Annotated in this window: 27 protein-coding genes and 3 pseudogenes; 4 read left to right on the top strand and 26 right to left on the bottom strand. The window is 54.7% G+C overall.

Features of this window, described 5'->3' with window-relative positions; genetic code table 11:
- The 4 genes from C814_RS13995 to C814_RS13980 all read left to right on the top strand — a co-directional run.
- Positions 1 to 1,300, top strand: a 1,300-nt coding sequence (locus tag C814_RS13995; protein WP_022788424.1) for a heavy metal translocating P-type ATPase, incomplete at its 5' end; no start/stop codon positions are given.
- Between the two features lie 16 nt (positions 1,301 to 1,316).
- Positions 1,317 to 1,637: an ArsR/SmtB family transcription factor gene (locus tag C814_RS13990; protein ID WP_016315991.1), complete on the top strand. Its 321-nt coding sequence runs from the start codon at positions 1,317 to 1,319 to the stop codon at positions 1,635 to 1,637.
- Between the two features lie 18 nt (positions 1,638 to 1,655).
- The gene (gene feoB, locus C814_RS13985; protein ID WP_016315990.1) at positions 1,656 to 3,650 is read left to right on the top strand and encodes a ferrous iron transport protein B; all 1,995 of its coding nucleotides are present in this window, start codon (positions 1,656 to 1,658) and stop codon (positions 3,648 to 3,650) included.
- A 222-nt stretch (positions 3,651 to 3,872) separates the two neighbouring features.
- On the top strand, positions 3,873 to 4,175 hold the full coding sequence (locus C814_RS13980; RefSeq protein ID WP_016315989.1) for a helix-turn-helix domain-containing protein: 303 nt from the start codon (positions 3,873 to 3,875) through the stop codon (positions 4,173 to 4,175).
- A gap of 46 nt (positions 4,176 to 4,221) precedes the next feature.
- Here the strand turns inward: C814_RS13980 and C814_RS13975 are convergent, their stop codons facing one another.
- The 26 genes and pseudogenes from C814_RS13975 to C814_RS23000 form a co-directional block, all read right to left on the bottom strand.
- Positions 4,222 to 5,838 carry a recombinase family protein gene (locus C814_RS13975; protein ID WP_016315988.1) on the bottom strand — a complete coding sequence of 539 codons (1,617 nt, stop codon included), beginning with the start codon at positions 5,836 to 5,838 and terminating at the stop codon, positions 4,222 to 4,224.
- Complete coding sequence (locus C814_RS13970) at positions 5,826 to 7,124, bottom strand: recombinase family protein (RefSeq protein WP_016315987.1); 1,299 nt, start codon at positions 7,122 to 7,124, stop codon at positions 5,826 to 5,828. Before C814_RS13970 ends, C814_RS13975 begins: the two co-directional genes overlap by 13 nt.
- A 60-nt stretch (positions 7,125 to 7,184) precedes the next feature.
- The gene (locus C814_RS22360; RefSeq protein WP_016315986.1) at positions 7,185 to 7,346 is read right to left on the bottom strand and encodes an SHOCT domain-containing protein; all 162 of its coding nucleotides are present in this window, start codon (positions 7,344 to 7,346) and stop codon (positions 7,185 to 7,187) included.
- A complete protein-coding gene (locus tag C814_RS13965; RefSeq protein WP_016315985.1) occupies positions 7,327 to 7,743 on the bottom strand; it encodes a helix-turn-helix domain-containing protein in 417 nt (138 codons plus the stop codon). Before C814_RS13965 ends, C814_RS22360 begins: the two co-directional genes overlap by 20 nt.
- A 50-nt stretch (positions 7,744 to 7,793) precedes the next feature.
- Positions 7,794 to 7,931 carry a LysM peptidoglycan-binding domain-containing protein gene (locus C814_RS24955; RefSeq protein WP_369750565.1) on the bottom strand — a complete coding sequence of 46 codons (138 nt, stop codon included), beginning with the start codon at positions 7,929 to 7,931 and terminating at the stop codon, positions 7,794 to 7,796.
- 207 nt (positions 7,932 to 8,138) lie between these two features.
- Positions 8,139 to 8,708 (bottom strand): annotated as a pseudogene (locus tag C814_RS24950) (N-acetylmuramoyl-L-alanine amidase family protein); the annotation flags it as partial.
- A 192-nt stretch (positions 8,709 to 8,900) separates the two neighbouring features.
- A pseudogene (locus tag C814_RS24945) lies at positions 8,901 to 9,308 on the bottom strand (SpoIID/LytB domain-containing protein); the annotation flags it as partial.
- Between the two features lie 14 nt (positions 9,309 to 9,322).
- Positions 9,323 to 9,751, bottom strand: a complete 429-nt coding sequence (locus C814_RS13960; RefSeq protein ID WP_016315983.1) for a phage holin family protein — start codon at positions 9,749 to 9,751, stop codon at positions 9,323 to 9,325.
- Positions 9,752 to 9,817: 66 nt separating this feature from the next.
- The gene (locus tag C814_RS13955) at positions 9,818 to 12,286 is read right to left on the bottom strand and encodes a glycosyl hydrolase family 18 protein (RefSeq protein ID WP_016315982.1); all 2,469 of its coding nucleotides are present in this window, start codon (positions 12,284 to 12,286) and stop codon (positions 9,818 to 9,820) included.
- A gap of 84 nt (positions 12,287 to 12,370) precedes the next feature.
- Positions 12,371 to 13,186, bottom strand: coding sequence for a Shedu anti-phage system protein SduA domain-containing protein (locus C814_RS13950; RefSeq protein WP_022788423.1), 816 nt, complete (start codon positions 13,184 to 13,186; stop codon positions 12,371 to 12,373).
- A 75-nt stretch (positions 13,187 to 13,261) separates the two neighbouring features.
- Complete coding sequence (locus C814_RS13945) at positions 13,262 to 13,843, bottom strand: hypothetical protein (RefSeq protein ID WP_016315980.1); 582 nt, start codon at positions 13,841 to 13,843, stop codon at positions 13,262 to 13,264.
- A 10-nt stretch (positions 13,844 to 13,853) separates the two neighbouring features.
- On the bottom strand, positions 13,854 to 14,048 hold the full coding sequence (locus C814_RS13940) for a hypothetical protein (RefSeq protein ID WP_016315979.1): 195 nt from the start codon (positions 14,046 to 14,048) through the stop codon (positions 13,854 to 13,856).
- A 15-nt stretch (positions 14,049 to 14,063) separates the two neighbouring features.
- Positions 14,064 to 16,589 (bottom strand): phage tail spike protein, encoded by a 2,526-nt coding sequence (locus C814_RS13935; RefSeq protein ID WP_016315978.1) that lies wholly within the window; start codon positions 16,587 to 16,589, stop codon positions 14,064 to 14,066.
- A gap of 4 nt (positions 16,590 to 16,593) precedes the next feature.
- Positions 16,594 to 17,361 carry a distal tail protein Dit gene (locus C814_RS13930; protein ID WP_016315977.1) on the bottom strand — a complete coding sequence of 256 codons (768 nt, stop codon included), beginning with the start codon at positions 17,359 to 17,361 and terminating at the stop codon, positions 16,594 to 16,596.
- A gap of 120 nt (positions 17,362 to 17,481) precedes the next feature.
- Complete coding sequence (locus C814_RS13925) at positions 17,482 to 20,154, bottom strand: phage tail tape measure protein (protein ID WP_016315976.1); 2,673 nt, start codon at positions 20,152 to 20,154, stop codon at positions 17,482 to 17,484.
- 228 nt (positions 20,155 to 20,382) lie between these two features.
- Entirely contained in the window at positions 20,383 to 20,769 is a 387-nt protein-coding gene (locus tag C814_RS13920) for a hypothetical protein (protein WP_016315974.1), read from the bottom strand.
- Positions 20,769 to 21,368 (bottom strand): major tail protein, encoded by a 600-nt coding sequence (locus C814_RS13915; protein ID WP_016315973.1) that lies wholly within the window; start codon positions 21,366 to 21,368, stop codon positions 20,769 to 20,771. Before C814_RS13915 ends, C814_RS13920 begins: the two co-directional genes overlap by 1 nt.
- Positions 21,369 to 21,371: 3 nt before the next feature.
- Positions 21,372 to 21,713, bottom strand: a complete 342-nt coding sequence (locus C814_RS13910; RefSeq protein WP_016315972.1) for a hypothetical protein — start codon at positions 21,711 to 21,713, stop codon at positions 21,372 to 21,374.
- Positions 21,710 to 22,141 carry an HK97 gp10 family phage protein gene (locus tag C814_RS13905; RefSeq protein WP_016315971.1) on the bottom strand — a complete coding sequence of 144 codons (432 nt, stop codon included), beginning with the start codon at positions 22,139 to 22,141 and terminating at the stop codon, positions 21,710 to 21,712. The genes C814_RS13910 and C814_RS13905 overlap by 4 nt, the downstream gene beginning before the upstream one ends.
- Positions 22,142 to 22,191: 50 nt before the next feature.
- Complete coding sequence (locus C814_RS0104875) at positions 22,192 to 22,572, bottom strand: phage head closure protein (RefSeq protein ID WP_051142462.1); 381 nt, start codon at positions 22,570 to 22,572, stop codon at positions 22,192 to 22,194.
- 108 nt (positions 22,573 to 22,680) lie between these two features.
- Positions 22,681 to 22,992, bottom strand: a complete 312-nt coding sequence (locus tag C814_RS13900) for a head-tail connector protein (protein ID WP_016315969.1) — start codon at positions 22,990 to 22,992, stop codon at positions 22,681 to 22,683.
- Positions 22,993 to 23,112: 120 nt separating this feature from the next.
- Positions 23,113 to 24,315: a phage major capsid protein gene (locus C814_RS13895; RefSeq protein WP_016315968.1), complete on the bottom strand. Its 1,203-nt coding sequence runs from the start codon at positions 24,313 to 24,315 to the stop codon at positions 23,113 to 23,115.
- A 13-nt stretch (positions 24,316 to 24,328) separates the two neighbouring features.
- A complete protein-coding gene (locus tag C814_RS13890; protein WP_016315967.1) occupies positions 24,329 to 25,024 on the bottom strand; it encodes a head maturation protease, ClpP-related in 696 nt (231 codons plus the stop codon).
- Positions 25,017 to 26,279, bottom strand: a complete 1,263-nt coding sequence (locus C814_RS13885; RefSeq protein WP_016315966.1) for a phage portal protein — start codon at positions 26,277 to 26,279, stop codon at positions 25,017 to 25,019. The genes C814_RS13890 and C814_RS13885 overlap by 8 nt, the downstream gene beginning before the upstream one ends.
- A pseudogene (locus C814_RS0104870) lies at positions 26,276 to 26,719 on the bottom strand (terminase TerL endonuclease subunit); the annotation flags it as partial. The pseudogene C814_RS0104870 and the gene C814_RS13885, both read right to left, overlap by 4 nt.
- A gap of 4 nt (positions 26,720 to 26,723) precedes the next feature.
- Positions 26,724 to 26,922: transposase (locus C814_RS23000; RefSeq protein WP_155846397.1), on the bottom strand; the 199-nt coding region annotated here is incomplete at its 5' end.

Here is a 26,922-nt window from a genome sequence, read left to right as displayed (position 1 = left end):
CCAGCTCCTTCGCCGCTTTGTCTCCGCCGATCTCTCTGGCCAGCTTTACGGCCTGTACCTTGTACTCTTTATCGTAGCTTCGAGCCATTGCCTTTCCTCCTTCTTCTTCTCTTTTTTCTACTCCCTTGAGGAAAAGGTGTCAACTTTTTTATACCATATCACACTGGCATTTCTCCCCCCTGTTGTCCGTATGCTTTTTATGGGACTGTCAGCAGATTGGGGTGTGTGGATTTACCGGGCGTTGACATTCCTTGTCATTAGCTGCCCTTGTGCGCTTGTAATCAGTATTCCTTTAAGTTTCTTTGCGGGAATCGGCGGAGCAAGCAAGGAGGGCGTGTTGGTAAAAGGTTCCAACTACCTGGAAATCCTCTCCCAGACCAAGTACGTTGTTTTTGACAAAACCGGAACCATGACAAAAGGCGTTTTTGAAGTAAACGGGATTCACCATTCTACCATTGAGAACGAGAAACTGCTGGAGTATGCTGCTTTTGCAGAAAGCGCTTCTTCCCACCCCATCAGCAAGAGCTTACAGCGGGCATATGGGAAAGAAATTGACAGAAGCCGTGTATCAGATATACAAGAAATCAGCGGAAATGGCGTAACTGCAAAGGTAGACGGTATGGAGGTTGCTGCCGGTAATGACAAACTGATGAAACACCTGAACATTCCTTATCAGGACTGCCATCAGACCGGAACGATTATTCACATGGCAATCAATGGGAAATATGCAGGGCATATTGTGATTTCCGATATTATCAAACCTCATTCCAAGGCGGCGATTACGGAATTAAAGAAAGCAGGCGTTGACAAGACTGTCATGTTGACGGGCGATGCAAAGAAAGTGGCAAATCAGGTTGCTTCCTCTCTTGGGATTGACGAGGTTTACAGCGAACTTCTGCCAGCAGATAAGGTTGAAAAAGTGGAAGAACTGCTGCGGGTGAAACTGGGCAAGGCAAAGCTGGCATTTGTGGGTGACGGTATCAATGACGCCCCGGTTCTTTCCAGAGCGGATATTGGTATCGCTATGGGGGCAATGGGTTCCGATGCGGCAATCGAAGCGGCGGATATTGTGTTGATGGATGATGATCCGATTAAGATTGCAAAAGCAATCAAAATTTCAAGAAAATGTCTGCGGATTGTTTATCAGAATATTACAATGGCACTTGTTGTAAAATTCGCCTGCCTTGCATTAGGGGCTGTGGGAATTGCAAATATGTATCTGGCGATTTTCGCAGATGTGGGCGTTATGATTCTTGCGGTGCTGAATGCAATCCGTTGTCTGTTTGTGAAAAAGCTGTAAGAAAGGAGGGGTTCCTTTGACGAAATATCAGGACAGTCAATGTTATGTCGGGTTGAAAGAAAGCGATTTGTACATTTTAACAGAATTTTTTAAGGTGCTGGGGAACCCTACCCGTATTCGCATCCTGCTTCTTTTAATGGAGCAGGATGCGAATGTCAGTGACCTGGCAGAACAGCTTGGAATGACCCAGTCTGCGGTGTCACACCAGTTGAATTTGCTGAAATCAAATAAACTGGTAAGACGGCGCAGGGACGGAAAAATGATATTTTATACTTTGGTGGATAAACATGTGCCGATGGTTATTGAAAAAGGGACAGAGCATATTCGTGGTCGGTGAAAATGAGGTGACGATAAAATGACAATGGATGAATTAAAACCAAAACAGAGCGCCTATATCCGTTCCGTAGGTGGAACGGGCGCACTTAGGCATCATTTACTGGATATGGGGCTTACCCCGAAAACGGAGGTTACGCTTCAAAAAATTGCGCCGATGGGTGATCCGGTGCAGATTGAGTTAAGAGGTTATGAATTGACTTTACGGCTTGATGAAGCACAAAAAATCACAGTGGAAAAGGTTCATACCAAAGCGGAAAAAATGCATGGCACACAAAGGGTAGCAGCAATAGAGCATCCAGGAGTCGGTGAACTTGGCAGGGCAAAAAGCTATCATGTCCATGATGCGGCAAATGAGATACCTGAAGGGGCGAAGATTACTTTCGCACTGGTGGGAAATCAGAATTGCGGGAAAACTACTTTATTTAACCAGCTTACGGGAGCAAATCAGCACGTGGGGAACTTTCCCGGTGTGACGGTTGACCGTAAAGATGGTACAATCCGCAAGCATTCAAAAGCAGTTGTTACGGATTTACCGGGGATTTACTCCCTTTCCCCCTATTCCAGTGAAGAAATTGTAACAAGAGATTTTCTGATGGATACGTACCCGGACGGAATCATCAATATTGTTGACGCTACCAATATGGAGAGGAACCTTTACCTTACCATGCAGCTCATGGAGCTTGGGATTCCGATGGTGCTGGCGCTCAATATGATGGATGAAGTCCGGGCAAACGGCGGTTCTGTCCGGGTAAATGAACTGGAAGAAATTCTTGGTATTCCGGTGGTGCCGATTTCTGCGGCAAAAAATGAGGGTATTGAGGAACTGATTGACCATGCAATCCATGTGGCAAGGCATAGGGAAAGTCCCGGCCGGGTTGATTTTTGTCCGGCAAGCAGTGATGAACATAATCCCATAGGTGCAGTACACCGGTGTATTCATGCGGCAGTACATATATTGGAGCCGGAGGCAAAGAAAAAAGGGATGCCGGTGCGCTTTGCCGTTACAAAGATGGTGGAAAATGACCGCCTCATGAAAGAGAAACTTTCCATTTCATCTGAAAAGGCTGACATATTTGAACATCTGGTATCTGTTTTGGAAACGGAAACGGGGCTTGACCGGGAAGCTGCTCTTGCAAACATGAGATTTTCGTTTATTGAAGCCTTATGTGCGAAAACTGTAGTCCGCCCCCGTGAAAGCAGGGAACATAAACGCAGTATGGCGATAGACCGGATTTTAACGGGAAAGTATACAGCGATTCCCTGTTTCATTGGGATTATGGCACTTGTTTTTGTTATGACATTCAGCTTTATTGGTGCGGCATTGTCCGATCTGATGGGTATGGGAATTGATACGGTGATTGCCCTGCTTGATGGGCTGCTTGGAAAGGCGCAGGTGAATCCGGTAGTTCACTCCCTTGTGATTGATGGTGTTTGCAGCGGTGTGGGAAGTGTACTTAGTTTACTGCCAACGATTGTGACTATGTTTTTCTTCCTCTCCATTTTGGAGGATACCGGATATATCGCAAGAGTGGCTTTTGTTATGGACAGGCTACTCCGCAAGATTGGTCTTTCAGGGAGAAGCATTGTGCCTATGCTGATTGGATTTGGCTGCTCGGTTCCTGCGATTATGGCAACCAGAACATTATCCAGTGAACGGGATCATAAAATGACAATTCTGTTGGTTCCGTTTATGAGCTGTACCGCAAAACTGCCGATTTACACTCTGATATGTCTAAAGGAACAGTTTTTAATAGAATTTAGCGCAAGAAAAAACAGCGGGAAAGTCACCAACAAAGGTGTTCATTTCCGCTGTTTTTATGCCTATGCACCTATATTCAAAGGTTCGGATACCAGCGCAGTAGATCGCCGCGCCCTTCGGCCTCGATCCGCTCCACCGCATACCGGAGCCACTCCTCCGGCGTGGGTATCTTCCCCGCGCGGGGTATCCTTTCCCATTGCGCCCGCTTCTCCGGGTCAGGATCATTCATCCCGGCCTCAATGCGGGCCAAAATAATCGCCCGCATTTCCTCCACCGTGATATTCCTTTCACGGGCCAGCCTTTCAAATACAGTTTCTTCTTCCATAGCAGCCTCCCGATTTTTTATGAATAGTATACCCGCCTGTCTACCACGCTATAACAGAACAACTCCCTTTTGGGCAATAGTCTATCTACCGATTATGACTATTATAGCACCCTTTTGGGAATTAGAATAGATACAGATAGGCAGGTGATGGCATGGATGCGCAGAAACGCATAAAACAGCTCATGGAGGAACGGGGCTGGACGGATTACCGCTTGGCGAAGGAATCCGGCCTTTCCCATTCCACCGTTACAAATATGTTCAACAGAAATAATGCGCCGACGCTGCCGACCTTAGAGGCAGTATGCAGGGCGTTTGGTATAACTTTATCGCAATTCTTCTCCGAAGGAAACGGCCCTGCGGAATTTACCGAGGAACAGCGCACCCTGTTTTCAAAATGGAGTACCTTAAACGATGAGCAGAAAAAAGCCCTGCTCGCCCTTATCAATACCATGTAAACGACGAAAAGCCCGCAGGCTCCGGAATAGAACCTGCGGGCCGTTTTTATGCCGCTTCCCATGCTTCTTTTTTAATCGTTACCTGTGTCCCATCACGGAAAGTAAAGGCCATCCGCTTATCCTCAAATACTGTTACCATATCTACTGTGGAATACCAAAGCTCCTCGTCAAATACTGTTACCAGATCGGCATACTGGCCCATGCGCTCCATGAACATCTGGATTTTGACCTTCTTGGCATTACGCTCCAAGCAGATGTCCTCAATTTCCGCCAGCCTGTTCCGGGCCTTTTCGAAGCGGGCGCAGTAGCCTTCATATTTGCGCTGGTATTCTTCCTGATCCTGCGCCTTATGCGCATTTTCAGAAATGGCCTTTTTTATCAGCTCTGTTACCACGTCGGCCTCGTTCTGCAATTCCCCACGTTCTGCGTCAAGGTCGGAGGTATCGGTAAGGGCCTCGATTACCTCGTTATATGCCGCCATTATTTCTGCCCGGTCATGCAGGATGGCATTGAAGGCGGAAAGGAAAGCCGCTTTGATCTCCGCTTCTGTTAAATGGGGCGTATGGCAATGTCCGCCCTTATATTTGTTGTTGCATTGCCAGATCAGGCGGCGGTACTCGGTGTTGGAATCCCATATTTTACTGCCATACTGGCCGCCACATTCCCCGCAGAAAATTTTCCCACTGAAAGGATGGGCGCTGCTCGTCCAGTGGCCGTCGGTCTTGCGCTGTTTCCATTCGTACTGCACAAGGTCAAATACTTCCGGCGGAATGATGGCCGGATGGCTGTTCTCTACATAATATTGCGGCACCTCGCCCTCATTTACCTTTACCTTTTTACTGAGAAAATCCACCGTGAATTTTTTCTGCAGGCGAGCGTCGCCCTTGTATTTCTCATTCGTGAGAATACTTTCCACGGTTTTACTCCGCCAGATAGTTTTCCCTCCCGGTGTAGGGATACCCTCGCCGGTCAGATAGGCAGCGATTGCAGAGGGAGCTTTCCCATAAAGGAACAGCCGGAAAATAAGCTGCACAATCTGCGCTTCCTTTTCAATGATCTCCGGCAGGCCGTTGTCGCCCCGTTTATATCCGAGGAACCGGCCATAGGGCAGGCTTACTTTCCCGTCGGCAAAGCGCTTGCGCTGGCCCCATGTCACATTCTCGGAAATGGAGCGGCTTTCTTCCTGGGCCAGCGAGGACATGATGGTAATAAGCAGTTCGCCCTTGCCGTCAAGGGTATGGATATTTTCTTTTTCAAAAAATACCTCAATCCCTTTTTCTTTGAGCTTCCGTACTGTGGTCAAGGTATCCACCGTATTGCGGGCAAACCGGCTGATCGACTTGGTAATGATAAGGTCAATTTTCCCGGCCAGCGCGTCGGCCACCATGCGGTTAAAACCTTCGCGCTTTTTGGTATTCGTTGCGGAAATGCCCTCGTCGGTATAGACCGCCACAAATTCCCATTCTTCCTTTGACTGGATATAGCGGGTATAATAGTCCACCTGCGCCTCATAGCTGGTAAGCTGTTCTTCATTGTTGGTGGATACACGGGCATAGGCCGCCACCCGCAGGCGCTTGATAGCCTCCCCGCTTAATACGTTGATGGGGAGCTGGTCTTTCTTGGCCGGGATTACCGTCACCCTCGGCGCTTTTACTGCTGGCATGATACAAGCCCCCTTTCCTTCTTTTTCATGCGGCGGGGAATATCCTCCCAGTCCCTGCTGATCTGGTGGCCGTCCCGGAATATATAAATAAGGGAGCCATCCATCTGCACACGGATTTCCTGCATTTTCTTTTCAAAAGCGGCAGGGTCAAATTCCGGCAGGCCCATGACCTCGGCTGCCACCTGTTCCATGACCGCCTCCGTGTAATGCTTCGCCGGGCAGAGAGCCTTGCCTTTTTGGTGCGTTGTCCGGCATATCCAGATTACATTTTCCCGCGCCATTCCGGGGCAGATAATTTTCCGTGTAAAGCTCTTACCGCAATTCTCGCAGAATACCTTCCCGGAAAAGGGGAATACCTTTCTTTCATAGGAACCGGAGCGGGGCTTGTAAATTGCTTTCCGCCGGGCGCGTTCCTCAATCACACGCCGTTGAGTTTCCCGGTCAAGGATTGGCTCATGGCTTTCCTCTACAAAGTATTGAGGCTTTTCTCCCTGATTGATTTTCTCTTTCTTTGTGAGCGGGTCTACCCGGAAGCTCTTTTGCAGGAGCAGGTCGCCCACCGTTTTTTCATTACATAGCAGCCCTATAATAGAGTTCCCGGAAAGGATGCCGCCATGCCTCCCACGGACACCGGCTTTTGCGAAAGCATCTTCCAGCTTATAGCGCCCATAACCGGCCAGATACAGGTCGGCGGCCAGCCGTAAAACCTCCGCTTCCTCCGGCACGATTTCCAGCCTGCCGTCCACCAGCCGATAACCGTACATAGTGGCGCTCCACGGGATTCCCTGCTCAAAGTTCGCCTTGATCCGCCATTTCTGGTTTTCGGAAACCGAGCGGGCTTCCTCCTCCGCATAGGCCGCCAGAAGGGTAAGCAGAAATTCCCCGTCCTCGCCTAATGTGTGGATATTCTGTTCTTCAAAATATACGTCCACACCGGCCAGCCGAAGCTCCCGGATCGTTTTCAGCGTGGTTACGGTATTTCTGGCAAAGCGGGAAACGGATTTCGTGATAACCATATCAATCTCCCCGGCATGGCAGGCTTTTAAGAGCTTTTGAAATTCCGCCCGGTTTTCCTTCGTACCGGTCAGGGCCTCGTCAGCATAGACACCAACGTACTGCCAACCGGGCGTTTTCTGTATCAATGAATTGTAATAGCTGATCTGCGCCGACAGCGAGTGCAGCGGGCCTTCCCTGCCGCTGGATACGCGGGCATAGGCCGCCACGCGCTTTTCTTTCGGGGCCTGCTGCAATGTGGCAGGCGCTACTATTTTAATAATGCGTTGCATATTACGCCCTCCTTTCAGGACACTGATGTTATAGGAAGCCACCCGAAAAAGAAAGCCTTTTCAGAATAAAAACCCACCTAAAACCGGGTTAAACTTTTCTTTTAACCGGGCCTCAATGCGCAGGAAATCTTCTTCGTTTATCACGTTCTGTCGGAGCATGGAGCGGGCCACTGCAAGGGCCGCCTGATACTTTTTCTCCCGCTCAAACTGTTCCTTCGTCATGGCAGCCCCCTTTCTGGAAACGCGCTTTGATATAGCAGGCATGAGAACAATACTTCCGTTTCCGGTTCCCATAGCTTAAAAACTCCTTCCCACATTCCGCGCAGGTCAAAGGATAAAATGCTTTTCTATCTATCAGCTCCGGGTGGGCCTTCCACCATGCGCGGCGGCAGCTTTCGGAGCAGAATTTTCTCTCTTTCCGTTTTGGGGCTTTTGCCAAAGGCTGCCCGCAATGGCGGCAGACCTGCGGCGGCTCCTTGCTGGCAACGCCGGTTAGATCATTGCGCCTGCAGAAGCTCTTGACCGTATTTTCAGAAATGCCAAGGCGGGCCGCTATGGCGCGATAGCCAAGCCCCTCGCCGCGCAGATAACGGATATTTTCTTTTTGTGCGTCTGTCATGTTCCGCCTCCTTACAAAAATAAGGCGGCCCCGCAGAGCCGCCCAACCGCTTAGTTCGGGATTTTCAAGACCTGCCCGGCATGGATCACGTCCGAGGTCAGGCCGTTTAATTTCTTGATTTCAGGATACCGGGAGCCATTCCCCAGCTTCGCCGCCGCAATGGCCCACAAGCTGTCGCCTTTTTTCACCGTATAAGTGGCATAAGCAGCCTTGCCGGTATAGACTGCCTTGCCGCCCTCGTCAAAGACCGAGTATCCGGCATTTTCGTCGGCGCACCGCTTGGCGTTATCCAGTACCTTAAACGCGCCTTTCTGCGAAGCCTTGTCGGCCCAGTTCTTGCGTACCCGGTACAAAATACCGGAAGTAGAGCCGCCGCCATTGCCGCCGGAGGTGCCGGAGATCCTTTCCTTTACCGCCGCCCGGAAGGTGTCCATGTTCTTCCCATGCTTCGGGAACCAGTGCATGACATCCCCGTGATTGGAGGCAATGCCCTGCGCATGGCCCTCGCTGTGGCAGATGATATTTTTCTCGGTCAGGCCGTATTCCTTGCACAGGTAGGCGCAAAGCTCCACCGCCTCGTTGTAGACCTTGCCGAAATAGGAAGCGTCCGCCAGATTGTCCTCGCATATCTCAAAGGAGATATGGGTATCATTGCCGCTGCCTTTGGGGCCGGAGCCGCAATGCCAGCCCCGGTGGTTCCACGGGAGCGTCTGGTAGGTGGCGACGGTGCCGTCGGCCAGCTTCCCGATAAAAGCGTGGACGCAGACCTGCCGCCCGCCGGGCCGATCCTGATTCCAGTGGTTGTTGTACTGGTTCTTCCCCAAAAGGCCGTCGTCCGGGCCGACATAGCGTTTCAGGCTGGGATTGTTGGCCCCGGTAGAATGTACCATGATCCCTTTCGGGGTAATCGTGCGGCCTGCCTTGTAGCAGGCGTTTTCCGTCAGTATCCGTTTGTGCAGATTCATAGAAAAACCTCCTTCGGTTTCTGCCTCAAAAGCGACGACGCTGCCGGTGCCGTATCTATGCACCAGAGCAGCGCCGTCATAATAAAAGGCCAGTATTTCATGGTAGGGAACGCCGTTTCTTGCCGCCCACATACAGCCCACCTGCGACATTCCCACGCCGTGGCTCGCCTTCTTGGGGTTCTCCATGCGGGCGGCTTCATCCCACGGGTCGGCTTTATGCACATAATAGGGATAATCCCGGCTCCAAACCTCGCCGCTGCGCTTGCAGGTGCCGCCGTTGGAGGCGGAATAAAAGCAGTCCACCAGAGCGCCGCCATAGGTGAGCGCCTGCCCGGCGGTTTCCTTTATGGCCCGGCGGCTTCGCGGGCAGGTATCCATGAGGGAAGCCCGGAACGCCTGAAAGCGCGTGGTATCGTCAATCACGGCCCCCGCCGCTGCCCGTTTTGCGGCAAAGGTGCGGGCGGCCACAGCCTGCGCTTTGAGCGCCTCCATGTGGGAGCCTTCGCCGATCTCGGCGGGAACCACGCCGCAGAGGTATTCCTCCAAATCGAAGGAAACCGGCCCCGCACCGAAGCGAGCCACATTCTCGGCGCGGGTCATGGTTACGCTGATCTTCATTCGCCGTCCCCCTTACCACTCTTGTCGCTGTCCCGGTCATGGAGCTGTGCCAGCACGTCTTTTAACTTCTGCGGGATCGGCAGGCCGATCCGGGCGGAATTTTCCAGAAGGCTCACGCCCTCGTTGGAAATGTAAAAGAAGATCACCGCCGTGCGCAGCGCGTCCCCGGAGCCGATAATCTGTGCGTCGATCACATGGCCGATCCCCACCATAACGAAGATCAGAACCTTGCGGAAAATCCCCTTGAATCCCACCTCGCTGGATAAGCTCTTATCCACAATGGCGCACATTACGCCGGTCAGGTAGTCGATCACCACAAAGGCAATCAGGGCATAGAAAAAGCCGTCCAGCTCCCCGAAGAACCAGCCCAGCCCTCCTCCAATGGCGGCCATAACCACCTGCATCCAGTTCCATACATTCTTCATGTTTCAAATCCTCCTTCATATTTTGATATTGAAAAAGGACGCACAAGGCGTCCTCATTTCCGGGTATTAAGTTACCTGCTTCGGCAATGCCTGCCACAGCCGCATATCCTCCTGCCCCAAAGACCAGATGGCGATCCCCCGCAGTTTCCAGCGGTAAGCCGCCTCGTTGGCCCAATAGACCAGCGAATCCACGTCCTGATAATACAGGATGGAAAAGCCGTCCGCGTCCCCAAGGAACAGCCGGGAAATCCAGACATTTATATCCCTCGGCACGATCTTCGCCGTATAATCCTGCCCGCAGGAAAGTGAAAGCAGGTGGGAATGGAAAAAGTCATAGTCAAGGGAAATCTCCTCGCTTCTGGTGGCGGCTTCCTCCACGTCGGAGTTTACCGAGAACACCTGAAATTCGCTGTCCCACGTCACGCCGGAGCGGGCAATGCGCCCGAAGCTGGTGCGCCGCCCGTCCGGGTATGCCACGTCAAAACATTCATACGGCTCATAAACCCAAGCGTCCCCGGCCCGCAGAAGGTCGCAGACAATGGCCCGATCCGCCTGTATACCCGCATAGCCGGAGGTGGCGCTCACCGTGGCTGAAAACCGCAACGTATAGCTGGAACCGGAATATACCCGGACGCGGTTCCCGCGCTTTCGCATTTCCACCGTGTAGAGCGTCGGATCGCTGTGGATGGCGCTGGCCGGGGTTTTAGCAAAGCTGGCCGGGTAGCTTCCCAGCAAAGAGGAGCCTTGATACAGCTCCACCCGCTGGGTATCATAATTTAAGCAGCAGAAGATATTCCCGATAAAGACACCGGCCCGCCCGCCGCCGCTTGGCGAAAAGCCCAGCCGCGCCCGGATATGCAGGTCACAAAAGCCTTCATATTTCCACGCAAGCCGCCCGGAGCCTTCCAGCAGGGAATAGGGGCGGCTCTCAAAATAGCCCTCCCGCCAGACCTCCCATTTCCCGGAGAGCGTCGTCCAGTAGCTGTCCGGCAAAGGCGTTTCGTCCCGGAAGTCCTCATACCACACAAGGGCGGAATCGGGCTTTCGCCGGAGCATTTCACAGGTCAGCTTAAAGCCCTTATCCGGCGTGGCCGGGCTACCATTTACATCCAAGAATTGCCGGGGCGAAAGGGCAAAGGAAGCCTCCCCGGCGCTGGCAGATTCGGAAAATCCGCTGCATACCCGGAAGCCGTAAAACTGCACGCCGGGAACGCCGCCGCTAATCATCAGGGTATGCGCCCCCGCCGAGAGATTCAGGCCGGAAGCAAAGGAGAGCCAGCAGGTGCGCCGCCAGTAGGGCCACCATAACCGACTCTCCGAGAATGTCTTTGCCTGCCCATCCACCGTCACCCGCAGGACGTTCTTATCCCAAAAGGGGAAACACAGCCTCACCGCCAGATCATACGTCCCGCTTTGCGCAATGGTAAAACGGTAGGTGGCGGAGCTTCCTTCCCCCAGCACCGTCATAGAATCGGAAACCGACACAATTCCAGAATGGCTGTCCGGCGTGCCGCCGCCCCAGTCAAGGTACACGGTGCCAAAGGCGGCCTTCTGCTCCTTGCCGTAAGCGGTCAGATAATGCCTGCGGTTATAGGTTCCAGAAAGCAGCGGGTATTCAAAGCCTGCCGCGTCCCGGCCCTCCATGTAATCATAGACCTGTGGGAGCGCCCACGGCACCTTGTCGTAATCGTCCCAATAGGCCACAATGGGAATAAAGGGCTGGGGCGGCTTGTCGTCGGTAAAATTGTAGCCGCCGGTCATCCACAGCTTGGCGGCATAGTAGGTGTTGGAGGTTCCCCGGTAGGTCTTGCCGAGGTTCTCCGGCGTGTCGTATATCTGCCAGTTCCAGCCATAGCCCGGCAGGCCCATGAACAGCTTCTCCGGGTTCATGGCCCGAACCGCATAATCATAAATGCCTTCCAGCCAGCTCCGGGGCGATACCGGGCCGGGAGCGCTTCCAGCCCACGCCATCCCGTAAGACATAATGGAAGCCGTGTCGCAGTAAGCGTCGAGGTCGGCATAGACGCACCAGTTCTCACCGCCCACGGAGCCTTGCACGCCGGTCATGCCCGGCAGGCAGATATTGACGCGCTTGGCCGGGTTGTAGGCTTTGACGGTCTGGTAAATATCCCGGAACAGGGCATTTGCCGCCGCCCGGTTTTCATACCCACCGCCGCGCTCCAAATCAATGTCGATCCCGGCGCACCACGGGTATTTTTCCATGATACGGACAATCTCGGATAAAAAAGTATCCTTCGCCCCGCCGGTATTATTGCGCAGGGCTGTAAAAATACTGGCCGTCCCGTGGTTCATAATGGTAAGGAGCCAGCGGATATGAGGCCAGCGGTTAATATAAGTCATCATGGAGGAAATACTGGTGCCGGTTTCGGAAATCGTGCCGGAAGCGCTCACCTCAAAGGTGAAAATCCCCACCGTATCCAGCCGGTCGCCATAATCCCGCAGCGCCTGATACATCCGTGAATTTCCCATAAAGCTCCAAACCATGCACCGCTTGCCTTTCAGATAATCTCGCATAGATACTTCCTCCTTAAAAATGGCAACAAAAAAGCGCCTGTTTCCAGACGCTTCTTAAATGATAGACACTTATATAAAACTCACTTAAAATGTGCGCATATCTAATAATCTATCTGCTGAATCACACAAATTATCATAGTGTAACAACTTAATATCTTCTTTCTTTAATTTATCCCTTTGAAGTCGATATGTCTTTTCATCAAAATCACTTCTAAGCCCTGCAACAACTACATAGTGCATCCTTGTGGTATCATACTTCAAAAATTCTTCCGGTAATTCTCCTTTTCCCTTTATCCCCTCAAAATATTTCCCTAAACTCTGGAAATTTGCATCAAGCCAAGTCTGCCAATCAGATATTTGATTTATACCTTTTCGGAAAACCTCACCTAAATTTCCATCTTTCAAAGTTATTCTTCCATTTGACTTTTCAAATTCGATAAATACAAACTCATACCCGCCTGAACCTTTTCCAATTAACAAATAATCCGCCCGATACTTTCCATCAAAAGAAAACTCTGGAAATAAATATGCCTCATGATGCCCAAAATTAAATCTACCACACTCAAAAATAGAACCTATAATATGATAAGCTGGTGTTTTATTGATAAATCTCAAAACATCTAATTCAAGAGCATTTTCGCTATGCACTATTGCTTTGAATTTGTCATTAAGCACTTGTAAATCCCCCTGTTTCTTCATATCACATAAATTTATATGATTATTGGGAAACAAACTCAAATAATGCTTTACAGCGGTTGGATATGAATCATACATATTGATTCTCCCAATAGGCTGCCCTTCTGTTTCAAGTTTAAGGATAGCTTGATATTTTTCCAACTCGCTTGAAGTAATACTGCGATAATCCCTACTATATAAATTCATTTCAAGCTCTACCACCATTCCTATAATTTATAGCTCCATGCCTGCTCATTGACATTGAAATTATACCTTAAAACAACGCCCTTTTCAATGTGTTCACAAAATATCGCCTCCTTCCTGCATTTCCTGAAACCGGAACAAAAGCCTTGCCGACTTTTTATCTTCCAGCCTGACCGGATGTTTGCTGTCCCCGGCGGCGCTGTACTGGAAAAATCCATGCTTACAGGCAGGCTGCCCGTTCCTCAGACATTCCCGCGAGGAAGCTAAAAGGGCCACTTCGTCCCCGGCGGCGAGCGCCATAGGGAACGCCGCCTTATGCGCCCCGGCTCCGAGGCCCACGGATACGCTGCCAGCCGCCATATCCTGCACCGGGTACAGATAGCAGTCCAGCCCCGCCGTATCAGAGCCGAGGTTAAACAGCACCACCATTTCCGCCGAGCGCACCACGCCGTTATAGAACCGGGGCGGGACAATGTTTCCTGCCTCCCGGTATTTTTGCAGCAGGGTTTCCGTATGGATCACATAGCCCGTCAGCCGGTCGCCCTCCTGCACCATAAGATCGGTGAAATAGATCGTGCCGGTACAGTCGGAAACTAGCGGCTTCACGGTAACGCTCACCACGCGCTGATCCTGCTTTGTCAGAATGGTTTCCGAAAACCTTGTGAATTTTGCCGCCATGCCCGCCTCCTTACCCGTCCTGCGTCCACTGTATCTCGCTCACATGGCCCACCCAGCCGGTGGCAATGGAGCCGCCCTGCAGGAGCATATCCGTGAAATACACCTGCCCGGTACAGTCGGTGACGCAGAGCCGGACGGTAATGGAGCGCAGGCGCTCATAGCCCTTCGGGGACACGTCGGCGGCCACCTGTGTGAAAAATGCCATAGAAAGCCTCCTGTCTTAAAAGAGGTCGATAAACCGCGTTTCCGTGGAGCCGTCCTCATATTCAAAAGTAACCTCGATCCCCACCTGCCCGGCGGGGCCTTTCTTCAAATCCTCGGAGGCGATCTGCGCCGAGAAGGTATAGCTGCGGCGGCTGGCCGGGTAGACGGTCTGCGCGAGGCTCTTTGTCATGCCAAGCACGCCCGCCGCCTTAAAGCAGGCCGTACCGGAAACGCCGTTTTCTGCGTCCACCTCAAAGCCGGAATTGAGCCAGTAGTTCATGCCGCTGTCCGCGCGGGAATTGCGCAGGTGGTTGAAGGGTACAAGGTCTTTCACCTCCTGCCGGTCGATCACGTCGGTAGAGGCCAGCACGTCGGCGGCTTTATCCCATTGCGCGGAGGAATCACCCAGCTCCCGCAGGGTCGTGGATAATTCCAGCACCGTTTTCCACGGCTCCTGCAGGTTGTACTGGCGGCGCACCACGCGGGTTTTCACGGATAAATGCAGGTCTTTGTCATCCACCGTCACAATGTCGCCCAAATCCCACGCCTCATGCTCATAGCCGGTCAGGGCCGACAAGTCCATAGCCGACAGCACATAGGAAATCCGGGGCTTTGCGTACTGCGCCAGCCGCATCTGTGTAAATTCCAGCATCTGATAGGGGTTCGTGAAATTCGAGCAGTCCAGCGTGGAAATGCGCACCTCGTTTGTATAGGTAAAATCCTCCACATACTCCCGGTTGTTGTTGATGGAGGCAAAGGTCATGCCGTCCTTGCCGTAGGCATAGAGCCGGGTCACGAGGCTCCTCGTATCCACTACCCGCTGGATGGATTTCAGGTTCTTTTTATAGGCGAACAGCGCCCCGGTATCCCTGCCGCCAAAGGTCAGCAGGTGGACGAGGCGGTTCGGGCAGTCAAAGATCAGGTCGCCGCCGTGGATATTCTGCGTGGCCCGGAGGATGGAGAGGGCGTTTTTCTCCATACACTGCCATGTGCGCTTTGTAGTGACGTTCACCGTCCCCACCGCCCAGCCGGTATGTTCCAGCGCGTGGCGCATAGGGGCCTCGGCGGTGTCCGCATTGAAGTCCACGGTTCCCTTTTCCTCCGAAAAGGAAAGGTCATAAAAGGCCGCCTCCGCATACGCCTGCGTCACAATGCGCCCGTCGCTGTCTTTGGTATCCGTCAGGGTTCGGATTCGGTAAATGTCGTTTACGATCTGCACCTGCTTCTCATTATCCAGCATGGCCCGCTTGGGGTCATGGAAGGGCAGGGAAAATTCCAGCGTATCCGAGCCGTTGACCTCGCTCGTCACCACAATGTCAAAGGCATTTTCCAAGACCGCTTCCCACGCGCCGCCCTGATCCAGCACCACAGGCCGGGCAAAGCCCAACTTTTCATAAGGGGCCTTCGGTATATCATGGAGCTGTATTTCCAGCACCTTCGGGCTGCGGGCCGTATCCTCTGTGGCAAGCGTCACCCGGAACCGGATATACTGCCGGTTCGGGGATTGCAGCTCACCGTTCACGCCCACCGTCTGCCACGCCGACCATTCTTCCAGATCGTCCGAGGTGGCCGTTTCGATTTCCGCAATGGAAGTCACGCCCGCCGTATATTCGCTGGTGACGGATATCCGGCCTGTGCCGGAAAGGGCGCAGGGCGCGGCCTTCGTGACAAGCTGGCCGGTGGCCGGATACGCCCCGTCTGTATTCTGCCGCAGGGTAACGCTGCCCGGCTCCATAAGCGCGTCCACCGGGCCGCCCATATCGCCGCCGTTGGCGGGAAGGGAGGCTTTGAAATATTCTGCCAGCTCCTGCGCGGTAAAGGAAGAATCCGTATCCAGAAACCAGTCGTCGAAGCCGCCCGCGTAATAATACTGCTCCGCCTGCATCCCCATCACCAGATCGGCCACGCAGGAGCGGTTTAATTCCCCCGTCCATGAAAGGGCGGCAGAAGTCCATACCGTTCCGCTTCCCCGGTCGCCGACCACATAAAAGGCCCGCTTATTGTCCGGCTCGATCACCGCCGCGATAAAATACCAGCCGTTGTTCACAAAGGAGAAAGGCGGCGTGACCGATTCATCCAGTATCAAAGAGCCGGAGGCATTATAGAGCATGAGCCTCGGCTTCCCCCGGATCAGAGAAAGGTAAAAAATGGGCTGGCCCGGCCCCTGCCTTGTATTAAAAATCGGGCAGTAGGTATTCCCCACCGAGTAGGTGGTGGGGTTCATCCAGCCGCCCACAATGAGCCGCGCTCCCAGCCGGGCAAAAATGGAGCCGTCATTGACCGCCCGCAAACAGGTTTTCTCACTGGCAGGGTTGGAGATATTCATGCGGAAATACCGGCCCTTCTGGCCCTGCCGCATACTGGCCGTGGTGCCGCTCCAATGCACCACCGTAAAATCCCGGCCATTGCCGGAGGAATCGGCCAGCCGGTCATTGTTATCCGGGGCGGCCTCATTGAACCGCCAGAGGCCGGAAGCCGCATATTCCGCCGGAAATTCCCCGGTAAAATCCTCCTGCGCCGTCAGTATTGTTTTCACCGCCATAGCCTCACCTCCATCTGCTCTTGGCCTGTATGCGAAGCTCGGAAAATACCGCACTCCCTGCCGTCCCAATCTCCACCACGTTCAGGCCCCGCCGCAGGACGGGAAAATTCAGCTCCTGCAGGCAGGGCAGGCCGTTCCTTAACGTATTCCCGGCGCTGTCCGTCACTTTCGCCGTTACCAGCCCCGTGTCGATCACCAGCACTTCCCCGGCGGAAAGCGGGCCGACAATGCGGAGCTCCTCGCCGTTTGTCTTTATGGAAATGTAGCCGGAGGAAACCGCCCCCTGCAGGACATACACCGGCTCCGAGTCCGTATTCCCCACCTGCCGCATGACCTCCTGCGTCCCGGCCCCGGTCAGCACAAAGGCTTCATCATCCAGCGCATACCCGTAAGGGTCGGGGCATAAAAAGCGCAGGGAAAAGGAGCCAGCCGCCCGCAGGAGCCGTTCGCAGTCCACCGCATCCGACAGCCGCGCCTGAAAATACCGGTCGGGAACGTCGTCCAAGATAAGCTGTTTCAGTCCCTGCGTGGGGTCGAGCCACGCGGATACCCGGTCTAAGACGGATACCAGCGCGGCGAAGGTTTTCTGCGGGAAAACATTGCAGCTTATGTCAATGTAGCGCTCCCCGCTGTCGGCCCCGAAATCGGCAAGGCCCGGCTTGCCGGGGACGGTTTCCGTATTGCTCCGCACCGGGGGCGAAGCCTGCCAGCCCGTCAGGCGGGCCTTGACCTTCATGGATTGCGAGGATACCCCGCCATATTGAAAGCCCATAAAAAAGCCCTCCTTCGTCGTCACAAACTACATATCGCTCACTTCCGCACAAGTGCGAAAGCTCACTCATTCCGTTGTTCCTCCTCTCCCCACAAAGCCTTCCGGCTTTGCGGGGTTCCCCTAAGCAGTGATAATGCGGCCCTGTGCGCGGGAGCCGGTCTGCATGAGGTTATAAAGCTCCTGCGAAATTTTCCGTATATCCTCCTCGCTGCGCACGATCATCTGCTGTACCATGACGAGCGGGCCGCCGCCCGCCATGAAACCGGCCCCGCCGGATACGCCGCCGGACACGTTGGCGTTTGCATTGACCGAAAAATCCGTCGGGATCGAGGTCTGCATATCCTCGGCAAGCTGGTTCATCACGCCGTCAATGTCAGCGCTCATTTTCTCGGCGGCAGAAACCGCGTCCTTCCCGTTGGTGTCAATGGAACCGGCAAGGCCCTTCACCATCATTTCACCGATCCACGCCATTTCCGTGGACGGGGAATGGATACCGAAGAAGTCGCAGATACCGTCCCAGATTGACGAAATCCAGCCGGACACCTTATCCCAAATCCAGCCTGCAAGGCTCTGGATGCCAGACCACAGGCCCTGCACAATGTTTTTGCCAATCTGTACGATAGACACCGCCGCTTGGCCGATCCCTTTCAGGATAGCCGAAACGATCTGCGGCAGGGAGGCCACCAACTGCGGGATGGCCCGCACCAGCCCCACGGCCAACTGCACCACCAGCTTAATCCCCATCTCCACGATTTTCGGGAGGTTGTTTGTGATAAAGCTGATAATGGACGTGATAATCTGCGGCAATGCCGCAACGAGCCGGGGCAGCGCGTTCAGAAGGCCCTGCGCCAAGCCCTCGATAATAGAGAAGGCCGCCGCTAAAATCTGATCCATGTTGTCGAGCAGCGTAGAGCAGATTAAAATAATGGCCTCCACGATAGACGGAACCAGCTCCGGCAGCGCCTCGCCAAGCCCCGCCGCCAGCGTGACAATCACCTGAATGGCGGCCTCGGCGATCTGCGGCAGGTTGTCTAAAATCCCCTGCGCCAGCGTAAGCACCAACTGCAACGCGCCCTCGGAAAGCTGGGGCAGGGCTGAAACCAGCGCATTAAGGAGCGTTAAGACAATATTCGTCGCCGATTCGATCAGCACGGGCAGATTGTCTAAAATGGCCCCGCCGATACTCGTCACGATATTCAGGCCCAATTCCAGAAACATGGGCATCTTCTCTAAGATCACGTTGGAAACGCCCTCTATGGCGTTTCCGATAGCCACGCCGATCTGCTCAAAATCCCCGTTGGCTGCGTTGATCTCATTGCTGAGTGTGGAAAAAACGTCGGTGATCCCCGCCGACATTTCACTCGCCAGCGGAAGGAAAACGCCCTGAATGGAGCGCTTTGTCCCCTCTATGGCGGAATCGAGGTCATTGTATTTAATCTGGTTGATCTGCGAGAGCGCGTCGTAGGTCTTGCCCGCGCCGTCCTCCATGCTGGCAAGCACCGGGAGGACATTGCTCTGTAAATCCTCAAACTGCGTGCCGAACAGGTTGACCGCCGCCGTATTCTTGGCAATGGGATCATCCATGCTGTCAAGCGCATTGACGACCTCGAAAAATGCCTCCCTTGCCGAATCCCCGCCAGCGGCAAACCGGGCCGCCATAGCGTCCGCGTCCATGCCGAGGGCCTGAAAGGCTTCGGTGGTGGTATTGCTTCCGTCGATCACCCGCAGGTTAAATTCCTTTACCGCGTCGCCCACCTTATCAATCGAAAAAACACCGGCTTCGGAACCGCTGATCAGCCCGCTTACAAATTCGTCTGCGGAGAGGCCGAGGGCAGCGTACTGTGCCGAGTATTCGTTGAGGGTATCCAAAAGGTCGCCGTTCTGGTCTGCGCCGTTCTGTGCGCCCACGGCGATAATGTTATAGGCTTCCTCTGCGGAAAGGCCGAAATTTTTCATTAAGGCGTTGGCCGTCCGGGCGGATTCCTGCAGGTCATAGCCGAAGGTGTCCCGCAGGGCGAATCCGGATTCCGTGGCCTTCTGTAATTCCTCGTCCATGAGGCCGGTGGTTTTCTGCACCGCAGAAATGCCCTCCGCCACATCCTCCAAGCTGTCGCCGAAATTGTTTGTGTATACCCGGCGGGCCGTTTCGCCAAGCGCCTCCAATTCCGCGCCGGTGGCCCCGGTGGAGGCGGAAATCTGGTTGACCGCCTGATTGTATTCGTCGCCCAGCTTCACAAGCCCCACGCCTGCGGATACGGCGGCGGCACCGATAGCCACAACGGCGGCGGCCACCACCGCGCCAATCGTCTTTGCAATGCCGCCCAGCTTTTCAAACCGGTTCCCGGCATCCTCCGCCTTGTCGGCGCTTTCTTCCAGCGAATCGCCGAAATCGTCAGCTTGGCCGCCCGCCTCGTCCAGATGATCCCCGGCTTCCTCCAATGCCCGGTTGTTCTCGTCCAGCTCCTTTTCCATATCGTTTAAGGCCGCTCTGGCGTTGTTGAGCTGAATCTGCCATTGCTGCGTGCGCCGGTCATTTTCCCCGAAGGAAGCGGTGGCGTTTTGTAGGGCCTGCTCTAAGGTGCCGATTTTCTGTTTCTGCGTATCAATCTCTTTATTCAGGACACGGTTGCGGGCCGTGATCGCCTCCACCGATTTATCCTGCTTATCAAACTGCGAGGCCACAAGGTTCATCTCCGAGCCAAGCACCTTAAAACTCTGGTTGATCTCCGCAAGGGCCTTCTTAAATTCCTTCTCGCCCTCCACGCCGATCCGCAGGCCAAAATTGTCCGCCATGATTCCGCCACCTCCTTCCCGGAAAAATTAAAACTTATCTTCAAATCCCGTAAGGGATAATGTCGTCAATGAACAGCTCCCGCTTCGGCTTGGCGAGGCCGGTAAACTGCTTGTGGCACTCCCACAAATCCAGCAGATACCCGAAAGGCATGAGCCACGCCTCCTCCTCGGAACGCCGAAGCGGCACCGTTGCATAATAAATCAGCCGGGTAAACAGTTCTTCGTCGCTTACCCGACCGGCACGTTTTTTGGGTCTGCCTCGCTCTCTATGTGGCGCTTGGTTCCCCGGAACATGGCCTCCATGATCGCGTCCTTGTATGCCGCCAGCTCCAACGGGGAAGTGAGAAGCTCCACCTCCTCCGCCGTGAGCAGGGGCCTCGGCTCCTCCTTATGGCGCAGGTTGTATATCAAAAGGCTCTGGTTCGCCATCAGGACGATCAGCCAGATAATCTCATCCAGCGCCATCTCGAAATTTTCCGATTTCATCAGCTTCGTGCCGAGGTTTTCCAGACCGCCATAGCGGCCCGCGATCTCCTTTGTGGCCCTTGTGGTTAAAATAAGCTGGTACTCCTCGCCGCCAATCGTGATTGTTGCGGCCCTGTCCTGATCCACCATCATGCCGCGCCTCCTTCCGTTTCATAGACCGGCTCGTATACTTCCTGATACCAGCCGGAAATGGTGCTGGCCTGCACGCCGCTGTCGTCCTCGTTGACCTCCGCCTTCCACGGATGCTCGTTCTTCCCGTCCACCTTATTGCGGCGCAGGATCGTCCCCTCAATGGTGGGCGTGGAGAAGGTGATGGAATCCCCCTTCGTCTGCAGGTTCGTGCCGGGAACCGCAAATTTTACCCGGTACAGCCAGAAATAACGGTAAGTGCCGTTTGCCTTGCGGGCGCGGAAGCCCACGGCCACCGGTGCGCCATCGTTCTCGCTGGCGGAAATGAGGACGCCGTTTTTATCCGCCTTCGCCCCGGTCAGTGCCTCGGCGGAGGACACGCCTATATCGTCCACGCCCAGCGACAGGGTTCCGCTCTTAAATTCCTTTACGATCTCCGCCGCGCCGTCGTCGGCATACAGCGTGGCCTCGTTTAATTCAATCGAAAGCTCGGCGGTCATTGCCTTCGCCAGCATGACCGGGGTTCCGTAGGTTTCGTCGCCATTCTCGCCCTCGGTGATCGGGGCATAAAACAGCTTGTCAAGTCCAATCGTCGCCATGATCTAAACCTCCATTTCATAATGTTTTGCCACGTCTATGGCATAGTGGTGATAGCCGGTGTCGTCCTCATGGCCGATATACCGGCGGTCTGTAATGGTAAAGTCCGCCGCCAAAAGGGCGCGGACGATCCGGTTTTTCTGTCTGGTATAGCTGCCCTTTTTGAAGAAGGAAAGCCGGGCCTCCTGCACCTCATACTGCGGCAGGTCGTCAGCATGGAAGCCGAAGCTGTCCGAAAGGGGCGTGACGACCAGATATTCCTCCGGCGGCGTATCCTGAAACACGCCGGTTTCTATGGGGATACCCAAAGGGCCGAGCGTACCGTTCAAATCTTCCAGCAGGCTCACAGCTTTTCCACCTCCCTCTCAAAAGCGGCCTTCATGGCCTCGATACACGGGGCGCGGGCCGCCGATCTTGCCGGTTTCAGAAAAGGCTTGGCAGGCTGCCCGCTTTTCCCGTATTCGAGGACGTTGGCAATCATGGCATTGCTGCGACCGTCCGGGCGCGGCTCCGAAAAGCCCACCTTCACGTTGTAATTGCCGTCCCGGTCAATCTTGGCCGGGGATACGCCGAGGGCGGAAAGCAGTTCGCCGGTGGAGCGGGATTCCTCCTTTGTATCCCGGCCAATCACCGCGCCCAAATTCGCCCTAACTTTCTGCTCCACGACCTCGCCGCCCGCTTCCAGCACCTTCGGGATGATCTCGTCGGTCTTATCCCCCAGCCGGGAGAGCCGCAGAAGAAAATCCTCCGGCATTTTTACCTGCACCTTAGCCACGTCGTCACACACTCCTTATCCTTCGCTTCCGCATAAATGCGAAAGCTCACTCAATCCGTTGCTCCTCCTTTCCCCACAAAGCCTTCCGGCTTTGCGGGAGCCCCGGAGCCCACCACCTTTTTCGCTAAAATCTCCACATACATCCCGCGCCCCTTCACATCCTCCACGCTGGTAATGTCATACCGGCAGCCCTCACAGCGCAAGAACAGCTTTGTCGTCACCTGCAGGCCGGGGATGATACGGAACCGGAACAGGTCGGTGGCCTCCGAAAAGGCCGCCCGGTTGGCCCAGCGTTCGCTTCCATGCCGGGCCTCATGGTAGGCCCAAACCTCCGCCACCACCGTATCCTGCGGGGAGCTAAATCCCTCGTTGTCCTTCACGTTCTCGGTAAGGATTAGCTGGATGGGCGTGCGCATTTTTCCAAAGCTCATATCGTCGTCACAAACTCCTTTTCCCTCGCTTCCGCATAAATGCGAAAGCTCGCTCAATCCGTTGTTCCTCCTCTCCCCACAAAGCCTTCCGGCTTTGTGGGGTTCCCCTTATACCTTCCAATCCCGGTCAAGGCGCAAAAGAAGGTTGACCGTATTCCATACCTGCTGCCCGGCCTGAATGTTATCCGCAAAAAAGCCGCCGGTGCTGCCGTCCCGGCTTTCGTAAAAATGGGACGACAGCATGATAACGGCCTGCTCGGTGGTGGGCGGCATGGGATTGTCGGTATAGTAGCCCGTGGGGATATGCTGGTAACTCTCCGCATAGGAAAGGGCCGCCGTGATATAGCCACGAAGCAGCCCGTCGTCCTCGTTATGGGAAAGGATCAGATTGTCCTTTACCTTCTGCAGTAATTCCTCCATGCCGCCACCTCTCGTCGTCACAAACTCCATATCGCTTACTTCCGCACAAGTGCGAAAGCTCACTCATTCCGTTGCTCCTCCTCTCCCCACAAAGCCATCCGGCTTTGCGGGGTTCCCCCATTACGCAGATTTCTGCTGCATGACCTTCACGGCCTCCGGCAGAATGAGCCTGCCGTCCACGCGCTGGGTAGCGAGGAAGCCCACCTGCCCGGTAGGCGCATACAGCTCGCCGAGGCGGCGGAAGGAGCGGCCCTGCCGGTCGGCCACCCAATAATAGGACAGGTCGCCGAACAGGATGGATTTTACGCCAGCCGCGAGGGCGGGCATGAAAGCGGAAGTGTAGACCGGGCGGTTCAACAGGGTATCCGGCGCTCCGGCGGTAAGGCTGGGCTGCCACAGATACTGGCCGTTGTTGTCTTTGAGCTTGCGCAGGGCCTTCACGCTCGCGTCATTCATCACGAATACGGCGCTCCGGCGGTAAGGCGCTTTCAGGGAATAGAACAGGTCAAAGATTTCATCCGCCGTAAAGGCCGCAGCCGCCGCAGCGGTAACGCCCACCTCCGTGCCGCCCGTTTCCGCCAGCACGCCCAGCGGCTTGCCGGTGCCGTCGCCGGTAAAGAAGGCTTCCTCCTCCTTGTTGCCAATCCGGCGGGCAAATTCGCGGGAAATGTAGGCTTCAAGGTCAAACACGCTGTCATTCAAAAGTTCCTCGGATACCTTAATCATGGTGCCGAGCTTGTAGGCCCCAATGGATATCTGCCCGAAGCTGTCGTCGCTCTCCGGGATCGCCCCTTCCTCGTCCACCCAAGAGGCGCTCCCTTTGGAAGCCACCACGGGGATCTTCCGGTCGCCGGAGCTGGTCTGGATCACATGGGCCAGCGTGCGGAAAATGTTCTGCTCCTCCAATGCCTCCACCAGCGTGCGCTCAAATTCATCTGGCACCAGATAGCCGCCCTCAGAATCCGTCCCCACCTGCAGGGCGTTCATCACCTCCGGGGAGGGCATCTTGCTGCGCATCACATTCCAGAAGGATTTCCGGTATTCCGCCGTGGCCCGACCCGTCTTTTCCTCCCCGGCAGGGGCCGCAGGCTTGCCGGTGATCGGCGTATTGACAGCCCTGTTCAGCTCCGCATCCAATGCCTGCTGGCGTTCCAAGCGGTCAATCTCTTTTCCGAGATTTACCACGTCGGCCTCCATCTTTTCATAGGTCGCCACGTCCTCGGCGGACAAAAGGCCGTCGGCCCCGCGCTTGGAATCCAGAAATGCCTTCGCCGCGTCCCACGCCTTTGCGCGCTTGGCGCGCAGTTCCAAAATCATGCTCATAATTCGTTCCTCCTTAAAATTTCAATAATTGAAGCCGCTCGTAAAGCGGCTTTGCAGGTTGTTTCTGTTCGGTTTCCTCTGCCTCACGGGGCAGCTTATTCAACAGGCGGTTTGTCACCGTCCGCCGCGAGAACGCGAAGCTCTCCGGCTGGGGAGGGGCGGGATCGCCCGCCGCCTGAAACAGCAGGTCGTCGGCAAAGCCCAGCTCCACGGCCTTGTGGGCGGACAGCCATGTTTCCGCGTCCATAAGGTGTGAGAGCCGCGCCCGCGACAGCCCGGTCTTGATCTCATAGGCATTGATGATCGACTCCTTTACTTCGTCCAAAAGGGCAATGGCTTTCTTCATTTCCTCCGAATCGCCCATTGCCACGGTCAGCGGGTTATGCACCATCATCAAGGCTGTGGGAGCCATCAGGACGGTGGTGCCAGCCATTGCAATCACGCTGGCCGCGCTGGCGGCAATGCCGTCAATCTTCACCGTGACCGCGCCCTTGTAGTCCATGAGCATACTGTAAATCTGAGAGGCGGCCACGCAGTCCCCGCCGGGGCTGTTGATCCATACGGTAATGTCGCCCTCGCCGGATAGAAGCTCCGCCTTAAAGGCCGCCGGTGTCACGTCGTCGTCAAACCAGCTCTCCTCGGCAATGGTGCCGTTCAGATAAAGAGTGCGGTTATCCTCATTCCGCACCCAGTTCCAGAATTTATTCACTTGTCTGTCCCTCCGTTTCTTTTTTATTTGCAAAGGCCCCCGCGTCGGCCAGCTTCGTCATGGAGCCGTTTACCAGATACAGGTCGCCGCCTTCTTCCGCCGGGATACGGTCGAGGTTTTCCAGTTCCCTTATATCGTTGGTACTCATCCAGCCGTTCTGCCTCGCCACCGCATAACCGTTCATGCGGCTCTGGTAGTCCCCGCGCAGCAGGCCATCCACATTGAAATTGATAAAATACTCCCGTTTTTCCTCCTCCGTAAAAAGCCGCCTTTTCAGCGACTGCTCCCAGCGGCATATCCACGGGTCGAGGGTATATTTGACAAATTCAAGGCTCTGCTGCTCGATATTGCTGAAACTGGATTTTTCCAGATCGCCCACCATGTGGGGCGGCACCCGGTAAATGCGGGCAATCTCGTTGATCTGGAATTTCCGCGTTTCGAGGAATTGCGCCTGCTCCGGGGAAATGCCGATAGGCTGGTACTTCATCCCTTCTTCGAGGACGGCGATCCGGTGGGCGTTGCCGCTTCCCTGATAGGCCGCGTTCCAGCTATCCTTTACCCTCTGCGGGTCTTTGATGGTGCCGGGATGTTCCAGCACGCCGCCCGGCGCGGCCCCGTTGGCGAAAAACTTCGCCCCGTATTCCTCGGTGGCGATAGCCAGCCCCACCGCGTTCTTTGCCATAGCAAGGGGCGAGTAGCCCACGATCCCGTCATAGCCGAGGCCGGGGATATGAAGCACCTGCTCCGGCGGCAGGTAGACCTGCCCGTTTTCCGTATCCACCGGGGAATCGTCGGAGCCGCGCGTATAAAGGTAATAAAGATGGCCCGCGCCGTCCCGGTCAACCGTCATTTTGTTCGGCATCAGCGGATACAGCCCCACCACCTCGCCCCGCGCGTTTCGGATGATCTGCGCGTAGGCATTGCCATATAAGAGCAGGTGGCCCATCATGGTTTCCCGGAAATTGAACGAGGTCATCTCCGGGTTGGGTTCGTCATGGAGCAGCCGGTAAAGCGGATGATCCAGCGCTTTTTCCTTGCTGCCGCCCTCGGTATAGCGGTACAGGTGGAGCGGAAGCCCGGCCACCGCCTCGGATAAGATACGGACGCAGGAATAGACCGCCGTCATCTGCATGGCCGTCCGCTCATTCACCGGCCTGCCGCTGGTGGTGCGCCCGAAGAAAAAGCTGTACTGGCTGCCGCCCAGCGAATCCTGCGGTTTATCCCGCGCCTTGAACATACGGGAAAAAATATTCATAGGATCAGAAGCCCCCTTCCGTCATAAATAGAAGCGCCGGTATCCCCGCCGCCCCGGATGGCCCGGTCGAGCGCCATAATGGCGGCCACCGCGCCGTCTATCTTTTCTGTGGATTTCTCCTTATCCGGCTTCACATTGCCCGCTGGATCGGTACGCACATGGATGTTGTCCATCATCCAGCGCAGAACTGGATGGCCGCCGTGGGCGATCTTCTCGTCCAATGTCAGGCGCATAAGCTCCTTTGTTGGCGGGGACATATCCTTAAAGCCCTGCCCGAAGGGAACCACCGTAAAGCCGAGGCCCTCCAAGTTCTGCACCATCTGCGTCGCGCCCCAGCGGTCAAAGGCGATCTCCCGGATGTTGTACTTCATGCCGAGTTCTTCAATGAAAGCCTCAATAAAGCCATAGTGGACGACATTGCCCTCGGTGGTTTTTAGGTAGTGTTCACATAAGCACATCGACAATGAGAGCAAAAAAGACAAAAGCCAAAAAGATAATATCCAGTTTGTCATAGCGGGTAAAAATGCGACGAAATCGCTTGATACGGCGAAAAAGCCTCTCAACTTGGTTGCGCTGTTTGTACAGCTCTTTATCATAGTCCCAAGGATCTTTGCGATTGCTTTTTGGCGGAACAACAGGGATA

This window comes from Anaerotruncus sp. G3(2012) (assembly GCF_000403395.2).
Classification (GTDB): Bacteria; Bacillota; Clostridia; order Oscillospirales; family Ruminococcaceae; genus Anaerotruncus.
The sequence above is the reverse complement of the archived record's forward strand: the minus strand, read 5'-3'. Positions and strand labels throughout refer to the sequence as shown.

Excerpts from the sequence above, each read along its gene's own strand:
- C814_RS13900 (WP_016315969.1), bottom strand. The coding sequence starts at position 22,992 with ATGGAGGAATTACTGCAGAAGGTAAAGGACAATCTGATCCTTTCCCAT.
- C814_RS13975 (WP_016315988.1), bottom strand. The coding sequence starts at position 5,838 with ATGCCAGCAGTAAAAGCGCCGAGGGTGACGGTAATCCCGGCCAAGAAA.
- C814_RS13945 (WP_016315980.1), bottom strand. The coding sequence starts at position 13,843 with ATGGCGGCAAAATTCACAAGGTTTTCGGAAACCATTCTGACAAAGCAG.
- C814_RS13955 (WP_016315982.1), bottom strand. The coding sequence starts at position 12,286 with ATGCGAGATTATCTGAAAGGCAAGCGGTGCATGGTTTGGAGCTTTATG.
- C814_RS13885 (WP_016315966.1), bottom strand. The coding sequence starts at position 26,279 with ATGAATATTTTTTCCCGTATGTTCAAGGCGCGGGATAAACCGCAGGAT.
- C814_RS13980 (WP_016315989.1), top strand. The coding sequence starts at position 3,873 with ATGGATGCGCAGAAACGCATAAAACAGCTCATGGAGGAACGGGGCTGG.
- C814_RS13970 (WP_016315987.1), bottom strand. The coding sequence starts at position 7,124 with ATGCAACGCATTATTAAAATAGTAGCGCCTGCCACATTGCAGCAGGCC.
- C814_RS13895 (WP_016315968.1), bottom strand. The coding sequence starts at position 24,315 with ATGAGCATGATTTTGGAACTGCGCGCCAAGCGCGCAAAGGCGTGGGAC.
- C814_RS13965 (WP_016315985.1), bottom strand. The coding sequence starts at position 7,743 with ATGACAGACGCACAAAAAGAAAATATCCGTTATCTGCGCGGCGAGGGG.
- C814_RS13960 (WP_016315983.1), bottom strand. The coding sequence starts at position 9,751 with ATGAAGAATGTATGGAACTGGATGCAGGTGGTTATGGCCGCCATTGGA.
- C814_RS13935 (WP_016315978.1), bottom strand. The coding sequence starts at position 16,589 with ATGGCGGTGAAAACAATACTGACGGCGCAGGAGGATTTTACCGGGGAA.
- C814_RS13930 (WP_016315977.1), bottom strand. The coding sequence starts at position 17,361 with ATGGGCTTTCAATATGGCGGGGTATCCTCGCAATCCATGAAGGTCAAG.
- C814_RS13915 (WP_016315973.1), bottom strand. The coding sequence starts at position 21,368 with ATGGCGACGATTGGACTTGACAAGCTGTTTTATGCCCCGATCACCGAG.
- C814_RS22360 (WP_016315986.1), bottom strand. The coding sequence starts at position 7,346 with ATGACGAAGGAACAGTTTGAGCGGGAGAAAAAGTATCAGGCGGCCCTT.
- feoB (WP_016315990.1), top strand. The coding sequence starts at position 1,656 with ATGACAATGGATGAATTAAAACCAAAACAGAGCGCCTATATCCGTTCC.
- C814_RS13925 (WP_016315976.1), bottom strand. The coding sequence starts at position 20,154 with ATGGCGGACAATTTTGGCCTGCGGATCGGCGTGGAGGGCGAGAAGGAA.
- C814_RS13950 (WP_022788423.1), bottom strand. The coding sequence starts at position 13,186 with ATGGTGGTAGAGCTTGAAATGAATTTATATAGTAGGGATTATCGCAGT.
- C814_RS0104875 (WP_051142462.1), bottom strand. The coding sequence starts at position 22,572 with ATGAGCTTTGGAAAAATGCGCACGCCCATCCAGCTAATCCTTACCGAG.
- C814_RS13920 (WP_016315974.1), bottom strand. The coding sequence starts at position 20,769 with ATGGTGGATCAGGACAGGGCCGCAACAATCACGATTGGCGGCGAGGAG.
- C814_RS13940 (WP_016315979.1), bottom strand. The coding sequence starts at position 14,048 with ATGGCATTTTTCACACAGGTGGCCGCCGACGTGTCCCCGAAGGGCTAT.